Raw genomic sequence first — 15,698 nt, forward strand, 5'->3', positions numbered from 1 at the left:
TCCTAAAATGGTAGCATTTGGCGCGTTTTGGTATGATTTGGCACATATTGACACAATTTGACAACAAATTCCAATTTTCAAGGGGTTTTGTTCGAGACTTGTTCGAGACTTGTTCGAGAAACCCTTCATACTATATTTTAAAAATTTAATTTTCACGAAGAGATCTCGAAGTCGTATAAAATAAAGCCACAAACGAATACCTCTAGAGAATAAAGAATATCGAATCGCTGTTCGTTTTCAGGATTAATTACAGACAAAATACTGCTTTTGTCGATAAAACGTACGATTTATTAGTTTAACTGCGTTTTTTATTTATATTTGCTTGTTATTTAATGATTTGTATCACAACAAAATACCTATTTATCAAAAAACATAAAAGCTAAATAGACCCCAACTATTATGAAACAATCCTACATTCTCTTAGTATTAACACGCATGTTATGTGCAAAATTCAACGCTTTATTCTTATTATTTGCGCTCCTTTTTTCTTCAATAGGGTATGGACAAGATTTTAATGTACAACATATTCAAAATAATATTGCAAGAACTGGAGGAACCACGAGTTTTACTCCTGTATCTAGTACAAACAGCGCATTTGTTTTACCTAACAATAATAGAAAAACGCATGCTGGTCGAACAGATGAAACTGATACTAATTTAGATAGTGATGATTTATCTGGTGCTGTAAGATTAACTGCAAACAACACATTAACATACTTTAGAAATTCTGGTTCATTAAATACTAATATGAAATTTAGTTCTTCTATTTGGGAGTATACTGGTACACCTGGCGGTAATAACCAGTTTATTGTTAGAGACAGGTTAATTGTAAATTTAAATGGTATTACAAATAATATTACACAAGCTGTTAGTGGAGTTACTAATGCTAATAAATGTATTCCTTTTATAACTGGAATCGTTACAAATGCATCTGATGATGATGCAGATTCTGGTACAGCAATAGCTTATTTAGAAAATGCAACAACTTTAAGAGTACAAAAAGGTTCTAACGCGAATAATGTATCCGTCTACATAACTCTAGTAGAATTTACAGGTAGCAATTGGACCATTTTACATGGTGATTCAGGTCCAGTAAACGCAGACACAGGATCTGTTAACTTAAGAGCAAATTCTAATGGCACTGGTACACCAACAAGTGTTACCGATTGGGCAAATTCTATGATTTTTACTCAACACAGAGGAAATATGGATGATAACGGTGTTGATGATGCTATTGCTGACAATTGGCCTTTGATGAGTCCTGGAAGCAATAACCAAACTGTAGATTGGACTTTTAATTCGGATCATGATGCAAAAAATAATGGAAACAGACATTTTGTGCATGTTGCAAATAACCCTGAAATTTCTGTAACTCGTTTTAATGGCAATAATGATAATGGTGCTGGAGAATCTACGTTTAATATTACTTCTTCTGGATTAACATCTATAAATCAAGCTTTAATAATTGGGACTTCAACATCAAGTGGTAATGGTACTGCTTATGGTAGAGGATGGCGTAATTACCAAATAAATTCTCCTACTCAAGCTGCACATTGGTCACACAGAAGTGGTAACGCAATGAATCATGAAATACAAATTGTAAAATTGTATGAAGACTATTGCACACCTTCTTCAACGAGTACATCATATTACATAGATGATTTCAGTACAACTGGAGGTACAACAAACATTACTAATAATAATACTGGAACAGGAATTACTTCAAATGGGTATAGTGATTATACGGCTCAATCTGCATCTCAAATTGCAGGTAGCGTATTAAATTTCTCAACAGATTTTAGTGATAGAGATACTACTTTTGGATTTAATATTTGGGTAGATTGGAATCAAAATGCAATCTTTGAAAATAGTGAAAGAGTTTATGCAAGTAACGCATATGTTACTGGTGCAACAGGTAATTTCACCATTCCTGGCGCTACCGCAGCTGGTAACTATACCATGAGAATTAGAAACGACTTCTATATAACAAACCCTAACCCTTGTAGTTCAATTAACCGTGGTGAAGCTGAAGATTACACACTCCGAGTCGTACCACCAGGAACAGTTACTTACTGCGAACCTACATCCGAAGGACCAGAATATGTTTATATCGATGATATTCGTTTTATGGGAACTTTGAATGATGTAGATAATCTAAATAGCGGATATTCTAATGGATATCAAGACTTCACGAATTTACCACATGCTGTTCAGGCACAAGGAGAGGGAATGAATATTTATTATAATAATGAAAGTTATTCTGGAGGTGCTCATGTGAAAGCATGGGTAGATTGGAACAAAAATGGTGATTTTAGTGATTCTGGTGAATTAGTCTACGACACTGGCACCGTTTCAACTAGTTCTGCCACTTTTGGTGTCATTATTCCTTTAGGGACTCCTATTGGGGATTATAGAATTCGTATAAGAAATAATGTAGTTTCTTCTTCTTCTTCTTATGATTTTGACAGTTGTGAAGATTTTGATTACACTAATAGGAATTATTCTGATGGTGAAGCAGAAGATTATATTTTTACTGTAATTCCTGCGTGTAATGCTAATATTGTAACAGTTATAGACGGTGACAATTGTGGGCCAGGAACCGTAGATTTGTCTATTACTGGAACTGCTGGAACTACTGGATTCAAATGGTATAGTTCTGAAACAGGAGGCACATTGCTCTATGATGATACTGCATCAACAGGAACTTGGACAACACCAAACATATCCACAACAACAACTTACTGGGTTACAGCTTACAATGGCACCTGTGAATCTTATTTTAGAACTCCTGTAATTGCAAATATAAACCCTACACCAACCGTCATATTCACACCTTCAAACCCTATATTTTGTGGTGAAGAAGCTATACAAATAACTGCTGGAGGAGATGTTGAAGAAGTGGTATTAGTAAATGAAAATTTTGAAGATGGAGGCTTAGGTGTATTCACAAATAATAATGATAACCCAAATGGGAATCCCTATGATGGTATTACTGCTTGGCAAAATGAAACAAGCCCATACATCCCTAATAATACAGAAGTTTGGTCTCCAGCTATTTCATCTGGCTTGTCTGGTAATCATTTTGTCATGTCAACATCAGATGTGAATCCTCCTACTGGCAATGTTTATCAATACCTTCAACTTACTACTCCTGTTGATGCTAGCAACATGACAAACCTGACACTAACATTTGATATGTATTATTCAAATTTTGGAGATCAAATTCGCATTCAAGCAAATGGAGGAACAGGTTGGAATACATTAAGTACGTATACAACAAGTGAAGGTATAGGCACACGTTTTGAGAATCAAAGTATCAACCTACCTACATCATATAATAGTTCATCATCATTAAGCATTAGAATTCAATTTCGAAGTGGTTGGGGAGATGGAATTGCAGTAGATAATATAAAGTTATTTGGAACGAGACCATTAACTACCTCCTTCAATTATGATACCTCAGCAGTAAATGCATACACAGATGCTGCAGCCACAATACCTTATACGTCTGGTAACCCAGCTACGACCATTTGGATAAAACCGACTGAAGCTCAGCTGAATTTATCAACATTTAATATCCCAGTTACATCTACACTATCCAATGGCTGTACCGCTAATGGAAGTGTAACTGTAACCAATAATACTAGGGTATTTACAGGTGCTACCACAGATTGGAATAATCCAAGTCACTGGAAGCCTGCTGTTCTGCCAACATTAGATAATTGTGTAATTATAAATCCTACGAATCCTACTGTTATAAATAGTGGTTCAGTTGGGAGTGCTCTTAATGTCATTGTTAACCCCAATGGTAACTTAGAAGTTAATGGTACATTACTCATACAAGAAGATTTAGACGTAAAAACAAACGGAAATTTTGTTGTTAACAACAATGCCAGTTTGATTCAAATAGACAACATTCAAAACACAGGTAAGGGAACTATAAAACGTAACAGTATAACTAATAGTAATGACTATGTATACTGGTCATCACCTGTAAGTAACTTTAACATCAGCAATGTCCCAGGGAATGCATCCTATTATTGGATACCAACTATAAACAGTAATGGAATTGGGCATTATGGAGACTGGGCAGCAGCTTCTGGATCTATGAATATTGGTCAAGGCTATATTAAACGATCTGGTACGAATGGCACAATCACCAGTAACTTTACTAATCGCATTAATAATGGAGATATAACTGTCCCTATTACTAGAGGTAATTATACAGGCCCTAATTATTATGGGACCGGAAATTCCACGGAGGCAACTAATTTAGACGATAATTGGAATTTAATTGGAAATCCATATCCGTCTGCTATTTTTGCGGATAGTTTCATTATTCAGAATGCGGGCCTTTTAGGTGAATCACCTAGCATTACAGGCACTGTTTATTTATGGACGCACGCATCTGCACCAAGCACTTCAAATAATCCTTTTTATGGCGATTTTGTTTATAACTACAACCCTAACGACTATATAGCCTACAATCTTTCAGGACCTAATCCCGTGGGGTTTCAAGGGAATATTGCATCAGGTCAAGGCTTCTTCGTTCTAATGGATCATAGTGCCGCAACACCTTCAAATATCGTTTTTAATAATTCGATGAGAAGTGCATCATATGACAATAGCCAATTTTATAGAACAAACCAAGATCCTTCTCCAACTGAAAAACATAGAATTTGGCTAGATTTAATAGCTCCAAATAATATGGCAACCTCTATTTTAGTGGGATATATTGAAAATGCCACTGATGGACTAGACCTACTTTATGATGGTTACGACTTAAGTGAAACTAGCACACGATTCTATTCTTTAATAGGTGAAGAAAAAATGGCTATTCAAGGAAAAGCCCTCCCATTTATAGAAACGGATTTGGTTCCTCTTGGGTTACTTATTCCCCAACCTGGAAACTACACCATAGCTATTAACACATTAGATGGTTTATTTGAAACAGGTGCTCAAGACATCTATTTAGAAGACACCTTTACTGGAATCATTCACGATTTAAGAGTTAACCCTTATAGTTTTAATGCAGAAGTAGGCACTTTTAACAATCGTTTTGTGTTACGCTATACTAATGATGTCTTAAGCAACGAAGAATTTAATACTATTAAAGATCTAAGCATTACTGCTCCAAAAAATGATTACATTAAAATAACTTCAGCAAAAGATGTTATAAAAGACATCGTGGTATACGATTTATTAGGAAAAGTAATATTTGATACTAAAAACATTCTAAAATCTGAAGTTATTATTAATGACTTAAAAAATGCTTCTGGAACTTTTATTGTAAAAGTTACTTTAGCAAACGGACTTCAAAAAACACAAAAGGTGATTCTAAAATAATAATTAGAAATAATTTGTAAAACCCCAAAAAGACCTTGACTTTAAATAGTTAAGGTCTTTTTCATTGGCATAAGCTTCACGCTCAAAAGAAATGTTTCTATAAGCCAAATACCAAGATTTGTATTGAACCAACCTTATTAAAAACTCTAAAACATAAAGCACAAAAAAAGGTAAAACCAATAACTCTATTTGTTGTCTTAAATGAATTCGTTCGTGGTTAATTAATGCTGTATCTTTTTTTAGATGTGGATGTTTTAAAAAGATACATGGAAAAATGGCAATTCCTGTATAACCTTTCGGAATGATGTATTTAAAAATTAAAATCATAAATATAAACTTTCAAAAATCAAACCAAAATTACAACTTAAATATGTTCTTTTTAATAACAATAGCTAAAGCAGTGGTATCTGTATAGTTATTCTAAAACGGATTACAAATGTGGCTCATGTATAGCTCATGTACGGCTCATGTATGACTAATGTATGAAGAGTGTATGACTAATGTATGAAAAATAAATCCTACAATTCATTCTTAAAATGTTTAAGACGGGTCATTCCTATAGCTTCCCTATGGCTTCCCTATGGTTTCCCTATGGTTTCCCTATGGTTTCCCTATGGATACTCTATGATTACTTATGAGAATGGAAAGTTAAAAAAGGAGTTTTTAACAAGAATCATGATTGTTAATCAACAATGGTTAATCGAGATTCGCTAATGGTTAATCATCAAGCCTTAATCCATATTCATTAATCATCATTCGTAAATCATAAATCATTTCTACTATCTTTACAACATGAAAAAAAATATTCCCTTAGAGGAAGGAGATTATTACCTAACACCAGAAGGATATCGCTGTTTTACAGCACAATACCTTCTAAAAAGAGGCTATTGTTGCGAAAGCGGCTGCAGACACTGTCCTTATGGGTTTAATGATAAAAGGCATTAGGGAATGGCCATGAAGTGAGCTGCAAGAAATAGATGGTAGTAAATGGATTAAAAAACGGTCTGCTCAAATAAGAAATATGCACACAACAGTAAACAGATAACTGCTTGCCCGACCGTAGCTTTTTAGCGAAGACGGGAAAACAAAACACCAAACATTAAACAAATGACATTTCAAGAACAAATACTAGAAGGCATTCCAGAAAACCTACCACAAAAAAAATCATACGACCCAAGCGTGAATCATGCGCCAAAACGAAAAGATATTTTATCGGTTGAAGAAAAAAAACTAGCTCTTAAAAATGCCCTTCGTTATTTTGATAAAAAACATCACGAAACCTTACTTCCAGAATTTAAAAACGAGTTAGAAACTTACGGAAGAATCTATATGTATCGTTATCGTCCAGATTACGCAATTTACGCAAGACCAATAGACGACTATCCTGCAAATTCCAAACAAGGGGCCGCTATCATGCTCATGATTCAAAATAACCTAGATCATGCTGTTGCACAACATCCTCACGAATTAATTACTTATGGTGGCAATGGAGCCGTATTTTCCAATTGGGCGCAATACCGATTGACCATGAAGTATTTATGCGAGATGAACGAAGAGCAAACCTTAGTCATGTATTCTGGTCATCCCATGGGATTATTCCCAAGTCACAAAGAAGCTCCAAGAGTGGTTGTTACAAATGGAATGATGATTCCTAATTATTCTAAACCTGACGATTGGGAGAAATTCAATGCCCTTGGCGTTACACAGTATGGCCAAATGACGGCTGGAAGCTTTATGTATATTGGACCTCAAGGTATTGTTCATGGAACAACCATTACCGTTTTAAACGGTTTTAGAAAAATAAAAAAAGAGCCAAAAGGTAACTTGTTTGTAACTTCTGGTTTGGGAGGCATGAGTGGCGCACAACCAAAAGCCGGAAATATTGCGGGTTGCATTACGGTTTGTGCTGAGGTGAACCCGAAAATAACCCAAGTACGATTAGACCAAGGTTGGATAGACGAAAAAATAACTGATTTAAACATATTAGTTGATAGAGTTACAGAAGCAAAAACCAATAAAGAAACGGTTTCTCTAGCTTATTTAGGCAACATTGTAGACGTTTGGGAGAAATTTGATGAAGCAAATATCACTATCGATTTAGGAAGCGACCAGACCTCACTTCATAATCCATGGGCTGGAGGATATTATCCTGTAGGTATATCTTTTGAAGAGGCCAACGATATGATGGCAAACAATCCAGAATTATTTAAAGAAAAAGTGCAAGAGACCTTACGTCGTCATGCTCGTGCAATTAATAAACACACGGCAAAAGGTACTTATTTTTTCGATTATGGAAATGCATTTCTATTAGAAGCCTCAAGAGCTGGTGCAGATGTTATGTCTGAAAATCCAACCATAGGGCGTGAATTTAAATATCCTAGTTATGTTCAAGATATTATGGGACCTATGTGTTTCGATTATGGTTTTGGACCTTTTCGCTGGGTTTGTGCTTCAGGGAAACCCGAAGACTTAGCAAAAACAGATGCTATTGCTTGTAAGGTTCTAGAAGAAATTAAAAAGAATTCTCCAGAAGAAATCCAACAACAAATGACGGATAATATTCAATGGATAAAAGGAGCTCAGGAAAACAAATTGGTAGTTGGTTCGCAAGCTAGAATTCTTTATGCAGATGCTGAAGGACGTATGAAAATTGCTCAAGCGTTTAATGATGCTATTGCAAAAGGAGACATCGGTTATATCGTTTTAGGAAGAGATCATCATGATGTTTCCGGAACCGATTCACCCTACAGAGAAACAAGCAACATCTATGATGGATCAAGCTTTACAGCAGATATGGCCATTCATAATGTTATTGGAGATAGCTTTAGAGGAGCGACGTGGGTGAGCATCCATAATGGTGGTGGCGTAGGCTGGGGAGAGGTTATAAACGGAGGTTTTGGTATGGTTCTTGATGGTAGTAATGATGCAGAAAGACGCTTAAAATCCATGCTTTTCTGGGATGTCAATAATGGTATTTCCAGAAGAAGTTGGGCAAGAAACAAAGAAGCTATTTTTGCCATTAAAAGAGCTATGGAAGTTGAACCTAATTTAAAAGTCACACTTCCTAACTTAGTTGATGAAAAGTTACTTAACTCGTTATAACTTAAAAATTCACGCTATGAAAAAATTATTACCGAGTCGAAAGCACTTTCGTTTTACAAGTCTTTCGAACAAGAATTTGTATCCAGTTTTAGGCATTTTACTTATTGCTGTTATGCTTTCATCCTGCACATCTGTAAAAGTAGCTTCAGATTATGATAAAGGAGCAGATTTTGCAACATACAAAACGTTTGCCTTTTATAAACCTGGTATTGATAAAGCTGAAATTAATGATATTGACAAACGAAGAATCCTCCGTGCTATAGAAAGTGAATTATTAGCCAAAGGCTTTACTAAATCTGAAACACCTGATTTATTGGTGAGTATGTTTACTAAATCTCGTGAACAAGTAAATGTATATAATAATAATGGTTTTGGACCATATGGCTATGGTTGGGGCTGGAGTCCATATTATTACGGTAACTATAATACGGTAACCACCTCTACTGAAGGAGTTTTATACATCGACTTAATTGATGCCAATAAAAAAGAACTTGTTTGGCAAGGCGTTGGTACAGGCTATTTAAGTCAGAATAACACTAAGAAAGAAGAACGCATTCAAGAATTTGTAACTTCTATTTTCGAGCTATATCCACCCGGATCTGAAAAGAAATAGAAACCAAAAAAAGGGACTCAATTTAATTGAGTCCCTTTTTTTTTAAAACAATGTTACAATTACTTTTTAACTAACGATTCTTCGTAAGTTTTATATTGAGATGGTGTTAAAATCTGCTTATAACTATCTTCAATTCGTTTATCTACAGTTTTAATACCTTCTTGTCTAAATTTGTCAGAAGTATCTTTTTTCACCAATTCGCTCATGTTTTGTTCTGCATCAACTAACACTTTAAAAACAGCACTTTGTTGTTCACCTGTTAAATTTACAAGCTCGTGCAATTGGTAAGTCTTTTGTTTGGCAATAGCTTCAGGACTTTGTTGTCTTTCAGTTGTTTGAGCATTAGAGGATTGCATCCCAATAAAAAATAAAGCTACAAAGCTTAATAACGATACGTATTTTTTCATGATTCTTTTTAGTTAATATTATTTATAAAAAAATAAATATACAAAAATTATCAATATACCGTCAATTCCTTGGCAACATCTATAAATAAAATAAGACTTTTTATCAACTACCAAAGGTTAGAAATAACAGAGAGTTTTTAAGTATTCAATAAAATTATAAAACTAAATCAAAAAAAGCTTTAATTATCAGAATATTACACTACCTTTGTCGCTTAATTAAATAAATTATTATTATGAGTACTGGTACAGTAAAATTTTTTAATGACTCTAAAGGTTTTGGATTCATAACAGAAGAAGGAAACAATAAAGAGCATTTTGTTCATATCTCTGGCTTAATCGACGAAGTAAGAGAAGGTGACCAAGTTGAATTCGATTTAACAGAAGGTAAAAAAGGATTAAACGCGATTAACGTAAAAGTTATCTAAATATATACTTTTAAAACTTTTTCAAAAAGCCTATCATTACGATAGGCTTTTTTATTTTACTATATTTTAATTAACGGAAATTTTCATTCCATTAGAAACTAGGCGCATGATTACATTTCGTTTTCTTTAACTTTTATTTTGGTATCGCCGTCGTCACCTTCCTTAATTTTCACCTTTTTATCATCAGTTTCCATTTTGATTTTGGTGTCATTAGCACGATCTTTAACTTCTATATCGGCTCCTTTTGATTGCATATCATCAATTAATTCTTCCGATTGAGTTTTTTTCTCCTCTCTACATGATGTAAATGAGGTGGCCATAAGTAAGGCCATGAATGACATAAAAATTACTTTTTTCATAATATTTGATTTTTGTGTTTATCAAAAATAAACATCATCCCTTCCACAATTTAACTCGAATCAATAATTTAATAACTCATTTATAACCTTCTATCTTCCCGACGGAATACTTTCTCCGTTCTTATTTAACCTTAAATTTAAAAGTTCTATAATTATGTTCAAACTACATCATTGTCCTTTTTAACCATTAAAAACTTCTAACACTTTTCTTATCTGAAGTTACTTTTAGCTCTATTTTACCGAATCTTATTTAACCTTCGCTCTTATAAATTCCCTTTCCAATTTTTTTAATCTAACATTTAATCAATTAAATTATTAGATTTGTTTACAAATTTGAAAAATGAAACTATTTTTAAAATACCTTGGTGAGTATTTAAGGTCATATCCTCAAGTTAAGTTTTCAAAAAATGATGCAATCCAAATAAGAGATTCCGCTATGGGACATTTGGGTTTTACTAACATTAATCAACTAAGAGATCGATACGAAGGTCAATCCTTTTTTGATAAAACCATGAAGAATATTGGTGGTTTGATGGCTGTCCAGAAATATTTAAACAAGGAACTTATAGATGTAGACAAAGCCAATCTTACAGATTTCCATCCTTACATCAAGTTAAACGATACTAAAATTGATGTTCATGTTTTTGATTTTGGCACCTTGCCATCACTAAAAGTAGATGATATAAACGATACTGTGTTTTTTATTATTCAAAAAGACAACCTAACCTTTTTACTTTGTGGCTTTGCTTCTGTTGAAGTAATAAAACAAAACCTCATAGAAACTTGCATTGTTAGATCGAGTACCGACTATTATATGGATTTTACTGGCTTTAAATTTTTAAAGCATATTGATATGTTGAAATAAGTAACATTGAATAAACTTTATAAGACCTTAATAATTTCCTTACTAATACGCTCAATTAAAGTAGTAGTTACCGAGTTTCCTGCCTGAGTATATAATCTACCATTGGCCATTTCTGGTAAAAGATAATTTTCTGGATACCCCTGAAACAAGAAACATTCTCTAGGAGTTAATTTTCTAATGCCATAATCGTCTTTTATAATAGGCACATTATGTCCGCCAGTACCCATATTAGCAGTTAAGGTTGGGCAAACATTGCTCTTATTCTCCCTAACATAAACTCTTCGCCATTGATAAACTGTATCTCTAGAAGTTACCGTTTTTTCTAATTCCGGATAATAGGCATGTTCTTTTTTATAATAAAGTTTATCATCCTGTTTTCCTTTTTCTAATATATCGTGAATGGTTTTTATTAATTCAATTTTACTTGGGAACTGAAAATTCTCATAGTTTTCAACTTGTTTAGGATCGAATGCTACAATAAAAATTCGCTCTCTATTTTGAGGAATATTTGCATGCGTCATGGAGTTTAAAACCTTAGTAAACGTTTTATAACCAAGCTTATCTTCAAGAACAGAAATGATTGTTTTGAAGGTATTCCCCTTATCATGTGTCACTAAATTCTTAACGTTTTCTAAAAAAACGACTTTGGGTCTATGGGTTGTGACTATTTGTTCAATATCAAAAAATAAAGTTCCCCTGGTGTCTGCAAAACCTTTTCGGTTTCCAGCAATTGAAAAAGCCTGACATGGAAAGCCGGCGCAAAGCACATCAAAATCGCTAGGAATAAATCCTTTAACCTTTTCATTGGTAATATCTCCAAAAGGAATTTCACCAAAATTAGTTCTATATGTTTTTTGAGCATTTGTATCCCATTCACTAGTAAAAACACATTTTCCTCCCATGTTTTGCATGGCTAATCTAAAACCACCAATTCCGGCAAATAAATCTATAAATTTAAATTTAGAAGCTTTAGAAGTGGGGAAAGGGACATTTTCAACTTCAGAAAGTAATTGTTTTAAAGCTGTTTCTTGCTCAAGAGACACATTGTCTACTTGTTCTTTATAGCTAATAAAATTGTGGATGGCTTTTAAGGCTTCCTTTTTATAATGTTTAGAAACACTGTTCTGATTGTTATGAAGATAATGAGTAATCAACGCCTTGTCATGAGGTTGTATACACCCTTCTCGATGTTTCCTACCATCAAATTCTTCGATACTTATATGCTGACTTGTCTTTATCAAATGGGCTGTTTTCAAAAATAAAACTACTTGTTACAATTTATTTGGTTGCAAAGTATGAGTAAAAAAGGAATTATAATTTAATAATCCAATATCATTTTAATCTTAGCCTTCACTTTTTCTGTTGAAGGAATCATCGCCTGTTCTAAAGTGGCATTTAATGGTATTGCTGGTAAGTTTTCACTACCAATAGTCATTACTGGCGCGTCTAAAAACCTGAAACATTCTTCCTGAATTTTTCCAGATAAAGCTCTGGCAAAACTATTATTGCTCGGTTCTTCTGTAACTACTAAACATTTTCCAGTTTTCTTAACCGACTTCATGATGGTTTCTTCATCCAGAGGAAATAAGGTACGTAAATCAATAACTTCAATTTGATCTGTCATTCCTAATTCTGCCGATGCATTCATGGCCCAATGAACTCCCATTCCATAAGAAACAATTGTCAGGGTTTCAACATCTTCTTGCTTCCAAATTTCTTGTAATACCCAAGCTTTTCCAAAAGGCAAGACATAATCTTCAGCCGGTTCTACCGAAGTAGCTCCTTGAGTTCCTGGCACTTTAGACCAATACAAGCCTTTATGTTCTAAAATAATTACAGGATTAGGATCGTAATATGCGGCTTTCATCAAACCTTTTAAATCGGCACCATTACTTGGATATGCTATTTTTATTCCTCGGATGTTAGTAATCACACTTTCTACGGAAGACGAGTGATAAGGTCCTCCACTGCCATAAGCGCCAATTGGTACACGAAGAATCATGCTAACGGGCCATTTTCCATTACTTAAATAGCAACTTCTGCTAACCTCGGTAAATAGTTGATTCAATCCAGGCCAAATATAATCGGCAAACTGAACCTCAACAATAGGTTTTAATCCCACAGCACTCATTCCAACGGTTGAACCTACAATAAAGGCTTCTTGGATTGGCGTGTTAAAGACTCTATCGTCTCCAAATTTCTGTGCTAAGGTTGCCGCTTCACGAAACACACCTCCAAGTCTTCCTCCAACATCTTGTCCATATAACAAACACTCTTTATGTTTTGCCATAAGTTCTTCAATAGCAAACAAGGCGCAATCTACCATCACTACCTTTTCAGCTCCTTTTGGAGAACGCTCTCCTTTTTCCTCCGTAATTGGGGTAGGAACAAAATCGTTTGTAAATAAATCTTCAGGATTTGGATCTTCAGCTTTTAGTGCCTTTTCGAAGTCAGCCTGTACTTTCTCCTTTGCGTTACTTTCTAAAGTTTCAATGTCTTCTTGAGAAAAACCGTTGTCTAATAATTGTTGTTTTATAACTGGATATGGATCTCTAGAACGTGCTTCTTCCAAATCGTCACGATACCATTCCATTCGTACACCAGATGTATGATGATTTAATAAAGGAACTTTGGCATGAACCAAAAATGGACGACGTTCTTTTCTAATGGTTTCAATTACTTTTTCAATGGCTTGATAACTTTCAATAAAATTAGCTCCATCAATAGAAATAGCCTCTAATCCTTTAAAACCTTGAGCATATTCAAAGGCATTTTGGGCTCTGGTTTCTTCAGCATTTGCTGAAATATCCCAACCATTATCTTGCACTAAATATAAAATAGGCATTTGTTTTAATGCTGCCATTTGGAATGCCTCTGCTATTTCACCTTCGGTAACTGATGCGTCTCCTAGGGAACAAACAACAATTGGCGCATTCCCGCGAAGGCGGGAATCTTCTGAATGAACAGAAGCATCGTAATCTGGGTGAAAAACATCCTTTGTTTTGTTTTCATCCGCAAAGAGATTACCGCTTTCGCGATAATTAAATCCCATAGCAACTCCTGTTGCCGGAATGGCTTGCATTCCGGTTGCAGAAGACTGATGTGGGATTTTAGGTTTATCTGCATCCTTTAAACTAGGATGGCAATAATAGGTTCTTCCGGCAGAAAAAGGATCGTCTTTTTTTGCTAATAGTTGCAACATTAAATCGTAAGGCTCTAAACCAAAAGAAAGCAACATGGCATCGTCTCTATAATATGGAAAGGCATAATCTTGAGGCAATAACTGCATTCCTAAGGCTATTTGAATGGCTTCATGCCCTCTAGAAGTGGCATGTACATATTTGGATACTTGCTTAAAATTAGCTTCGTATAATTCTGCCATTGCTTTGGCAGTAACTAAATTTGAAAATCCTTTTTTTAAAATATCTTTTTTCATTAGGCACGTTCGTTTTCAACTTTAACCATCCAATTGAAGGGATCTTCAATTTTCCCAGTTTTAATTTCGTTTAGGGTGTTATTGATATCCAGACCAACGGGGCTTTCATTGGAAACATGAATCACATCGCCATCAAACCCAATTTCCTGAATATAGGCAATACCTACTGCTGTTCCAGTTCCAAAGGCTTCTTCTAAAGTTCCGTTGTTTGATGCTTCTTTAACCTCGTCAATACTAATTGAACGTTCAATAACCTCAAAACCTTTGTGTTTTAAAAGTTCTATAACACTATTTCTAGTAATACCATCTAAAATGGCTCCGTCTCTTTTAGGTGTAATTATTTTTCCAGCTATCTTAAAAAAGATATTCATGGTTCCAACTTCCTGAATGTATTTATGTTCTACAGCATCGAGCCACAATACTTGATCGTAACCGCTTGCTTTTGCTAGTTCTGTAGGACGAATGGCTGCCGCATAATTTCCTGCGGCTTTTGCTTCACCGGTTCCACCAGCGACTGCTCTAATGTATTTTCTTTCTGCCCATAATTTTATGCGCTTACTAAAGAAAGGTCCTGCTGGGGAAGCTATAATGATGAATTTATAATGAGTCGCTGCTCGCATCCCGATAAAAGGTTCGTCGGCATACATAAAGGGACGTAAATATAATGCACTTCCATCTTGAGGCGGAATCCAACTTTTTTCTAATGCTACCAATTGTTTTAATCCTTCCACAAATAAAGTTTCAGGAAAATCTGGCATTCCCATTCTATCTGCACTAAAATTTAGACGCTCCGCATTTTTTGTAGGTCTAAACAACCTTGGGTTTCCCTCTGAATCCAAAGTTGCTTTCATGCCTTCAAAAATAGCTTGTCCGTAATGTAAAGCCATTGCTGCCGGATGTGTAGGAATGGTTGCCAAAGGTTCTATTCTAGGATTTACCCATTGTCCATTTTCAAAATCGCATATAAACATGTGATCTGTAAAAGTGGTTCCTAATGGAATGTTGTTGAAGTCTAAAGCATCAACTCTGGATTTATCGACTTTGGATATTTTTATTTCGTATTTCATAATTTTTCACATTCCTGCGGAAGCAGGAATCTATTTTATTTTATAACTATTTTTCGTGAATTCCCAATTGAATCTTGA

12 protein-coding genes are annotated in these 15,698 nt (G+C 34.6%); 6 read left to right on the forward strand and 6 right to left on the reverse strand.

Annotation, left to right across the window (positions count from 1 at the left end; all coding sequences use genetic code 11):
• Positions 1-399: 399 nt before the first annotated feature.
• Positions 400-5,346, forward strand: a complete 4,947-nt coding sequence (locus IEV77_RS14565; RefSeq protein WP_188466080.1) for a RemA C-terminal-like gliding motility protein — start codon at positions 400-402, stop codon at positions 5,344-5,346.
• A 3-nt stretch (positions 5,347-5,349) separates the two neighbouring features.
• Here the strand turns inward: IEV77_RS14565 and IEV77_RS14570 are convergent, their stop codons facing one another.
• A complete protein-coding gene (locus tag IEV77_RS14570) occupies positions 5,350-5,673 on the reverse strand; it encodes a hypothetical protein (RefSeq protein ID WP_188466082.1) in 324 nt (107 codons plus the stop codon).
• A gap of 465 nt (positions 5,674-6,138) precedes the next feature.
• Between IEV77_RS14570 and IEV77_RS14575 the strand changes: the two genes are divergently transcribed.
• From IEV77_RS14575 to IEV77_RS14585, 3 genes are all read left to right on the forward strand, one after another.
• On the forward strand, positions 6,139-6,291 hold the full coding sequence (locus IEV77_RS14575; RefSeq protein ID WP_188466084.1) for a C1orf53 family protein: 153 nt from the start codon (positions 6,139-6,141) through the stop codon (positions 6,289-6,291).
• A 162-nt stretch (positions 6,292-6,453) separates the two neighbouring features.
• A complete protein-coding gene (hutU, locus tag IEV77_RS14580) occupies positions 6,454-8,448 on the forward strand; it encodes a urocanate hydratase (RefSeq protein WP_188466086.1) in 1,995 nt (664 codons plus the stop codon).
• 16 nt (positions 8,449-8,464) lie between these two features.
• Positions 8,465-9,061 (forward strand): DUF4136 domain-containing protein, encoded by a 597-nt coding sequence (locus tag IEV77_RS14585; protein ID WP_188466088.1) that lies wholly within the window; start codon positions 8,465-8,467, stop codon positions 9,059-9,061.
• 59 nt (positions 9,062-9,120) lie between these two features.
• On the opposite strand, the gene IEV77_RS14590 is transcribed toward IEV77_RS14585, so the two are convergent.
• Entirely contained in the window at positions 9,121-9,468 is a 348-nt protein-coding gene (locus IEV77_RS14590; protein ID WP_188466090.1) for a hypothetical protein, read from the reverse strand.
• Between the two features lie 233 nt (positions 9,469-9,701).
• On the opposite strand from IEV77_RS14590, the gene IEV77_RS14595 reads away from it, so the two are divergent.
• Entirely contained in the window at positions 9,702-9,893 is a 192-nt protein-coding gene (locus IEV77_RS14595) for a cold-shock protein (RefSeq protein WP_007646460.1), read from the forward strand.
• A 110-nt stretch (positions 9,894-10,003) separates the two neighbouring features.
• Here IEV77_RS14595 and IEV77_RS14600 read toward each other — a convergent pair whose 3' ends face one another.
• Positions 10,004-10,252, reverse strand: a complete 249-nt coding sequence (locus IEV77_RS14600) for a hypothetical protein (protein ID WP_188466092.1) — start codon at positions 10,250-10,252, stop codon at positions 10,004-10,006.
• A gap of 340 nt (positions 10,253-10,592) precedes the next feature.
• On the opposite strand from IEV77_RS14600, the gene IEV77_RS14605 reads away from it, so the two are divergent.
• Positions 10,593-11,117: a hypothetical protein gene (locus IEV77_RS14605; protein ID WP_188466094.1), complete on the forward strand. Its 525-nt coding sequence runs from the start codon at positions 10,593-10,595 to the stop codon at positions 11,115-11,117.
• A gap of 17 nt (positions 11,118-11,134) precedes the next feature.
• On the opposite strand, the gene IEV77_RS14610 is transcribed toward IEV77_RS14605, so the two are convergent.
• From IEV77_RS14610 to IEV77_RS14620, 3 genes are all read right to left on the reverse strand, one after another.
• The gene (locus IEV77_RS14610; RefSeq protein WP_229736679.1) at positions 11,135-12,358 is read right to left on the reverse strand and encodes a DNA cytosine methyltransferase; all 1,224 of its coding nucleotides are present in this window, start codon (positions 12,356-12,358) and stop codon (positions 11,135-11,137) included.
• A gap of 77 nt (positions 12,359-12,435) precedes the next feature.
• Complete coding sequence (locus IEV77_RS14615) at positions 12,436-14,553, reverse strand: alpha-ketoacid dehydrogenase subunit alpha/beta (RefSeq protein WP_188466096.1); 2,118 nt, start codon at positions 14,551-14,553, stop codon at positions 12,436-12,438.
• Positions 14,553-15,620, reverse strand: coding sequence for a branched-chain amino acid aminotransferase (locus IEV77_RS14620; RefSeq protein ID WP_188466098.1), 1,068 nt, complete (start codon positions 15,618-15,620; stop codon positions 14,553-14,555). Before IEV77_RS14620 ends, IEV77_RS14615 begins: the two co-directional genes overlap by 1 nt.
• Positions 15,621-15,698: the final 78 nt, after the last annotated feature.

The sequence above is a fragment of the Xanthomarina arctica genome, assembly GCF_014638915.1.
GTDB classification, from domain to species: Bacteria; Bacteroidota; Bacteroidia; order Flavobacteriales; family Flavobacteriaceae; genus Xanthomarina; species Xanthomarina arctica.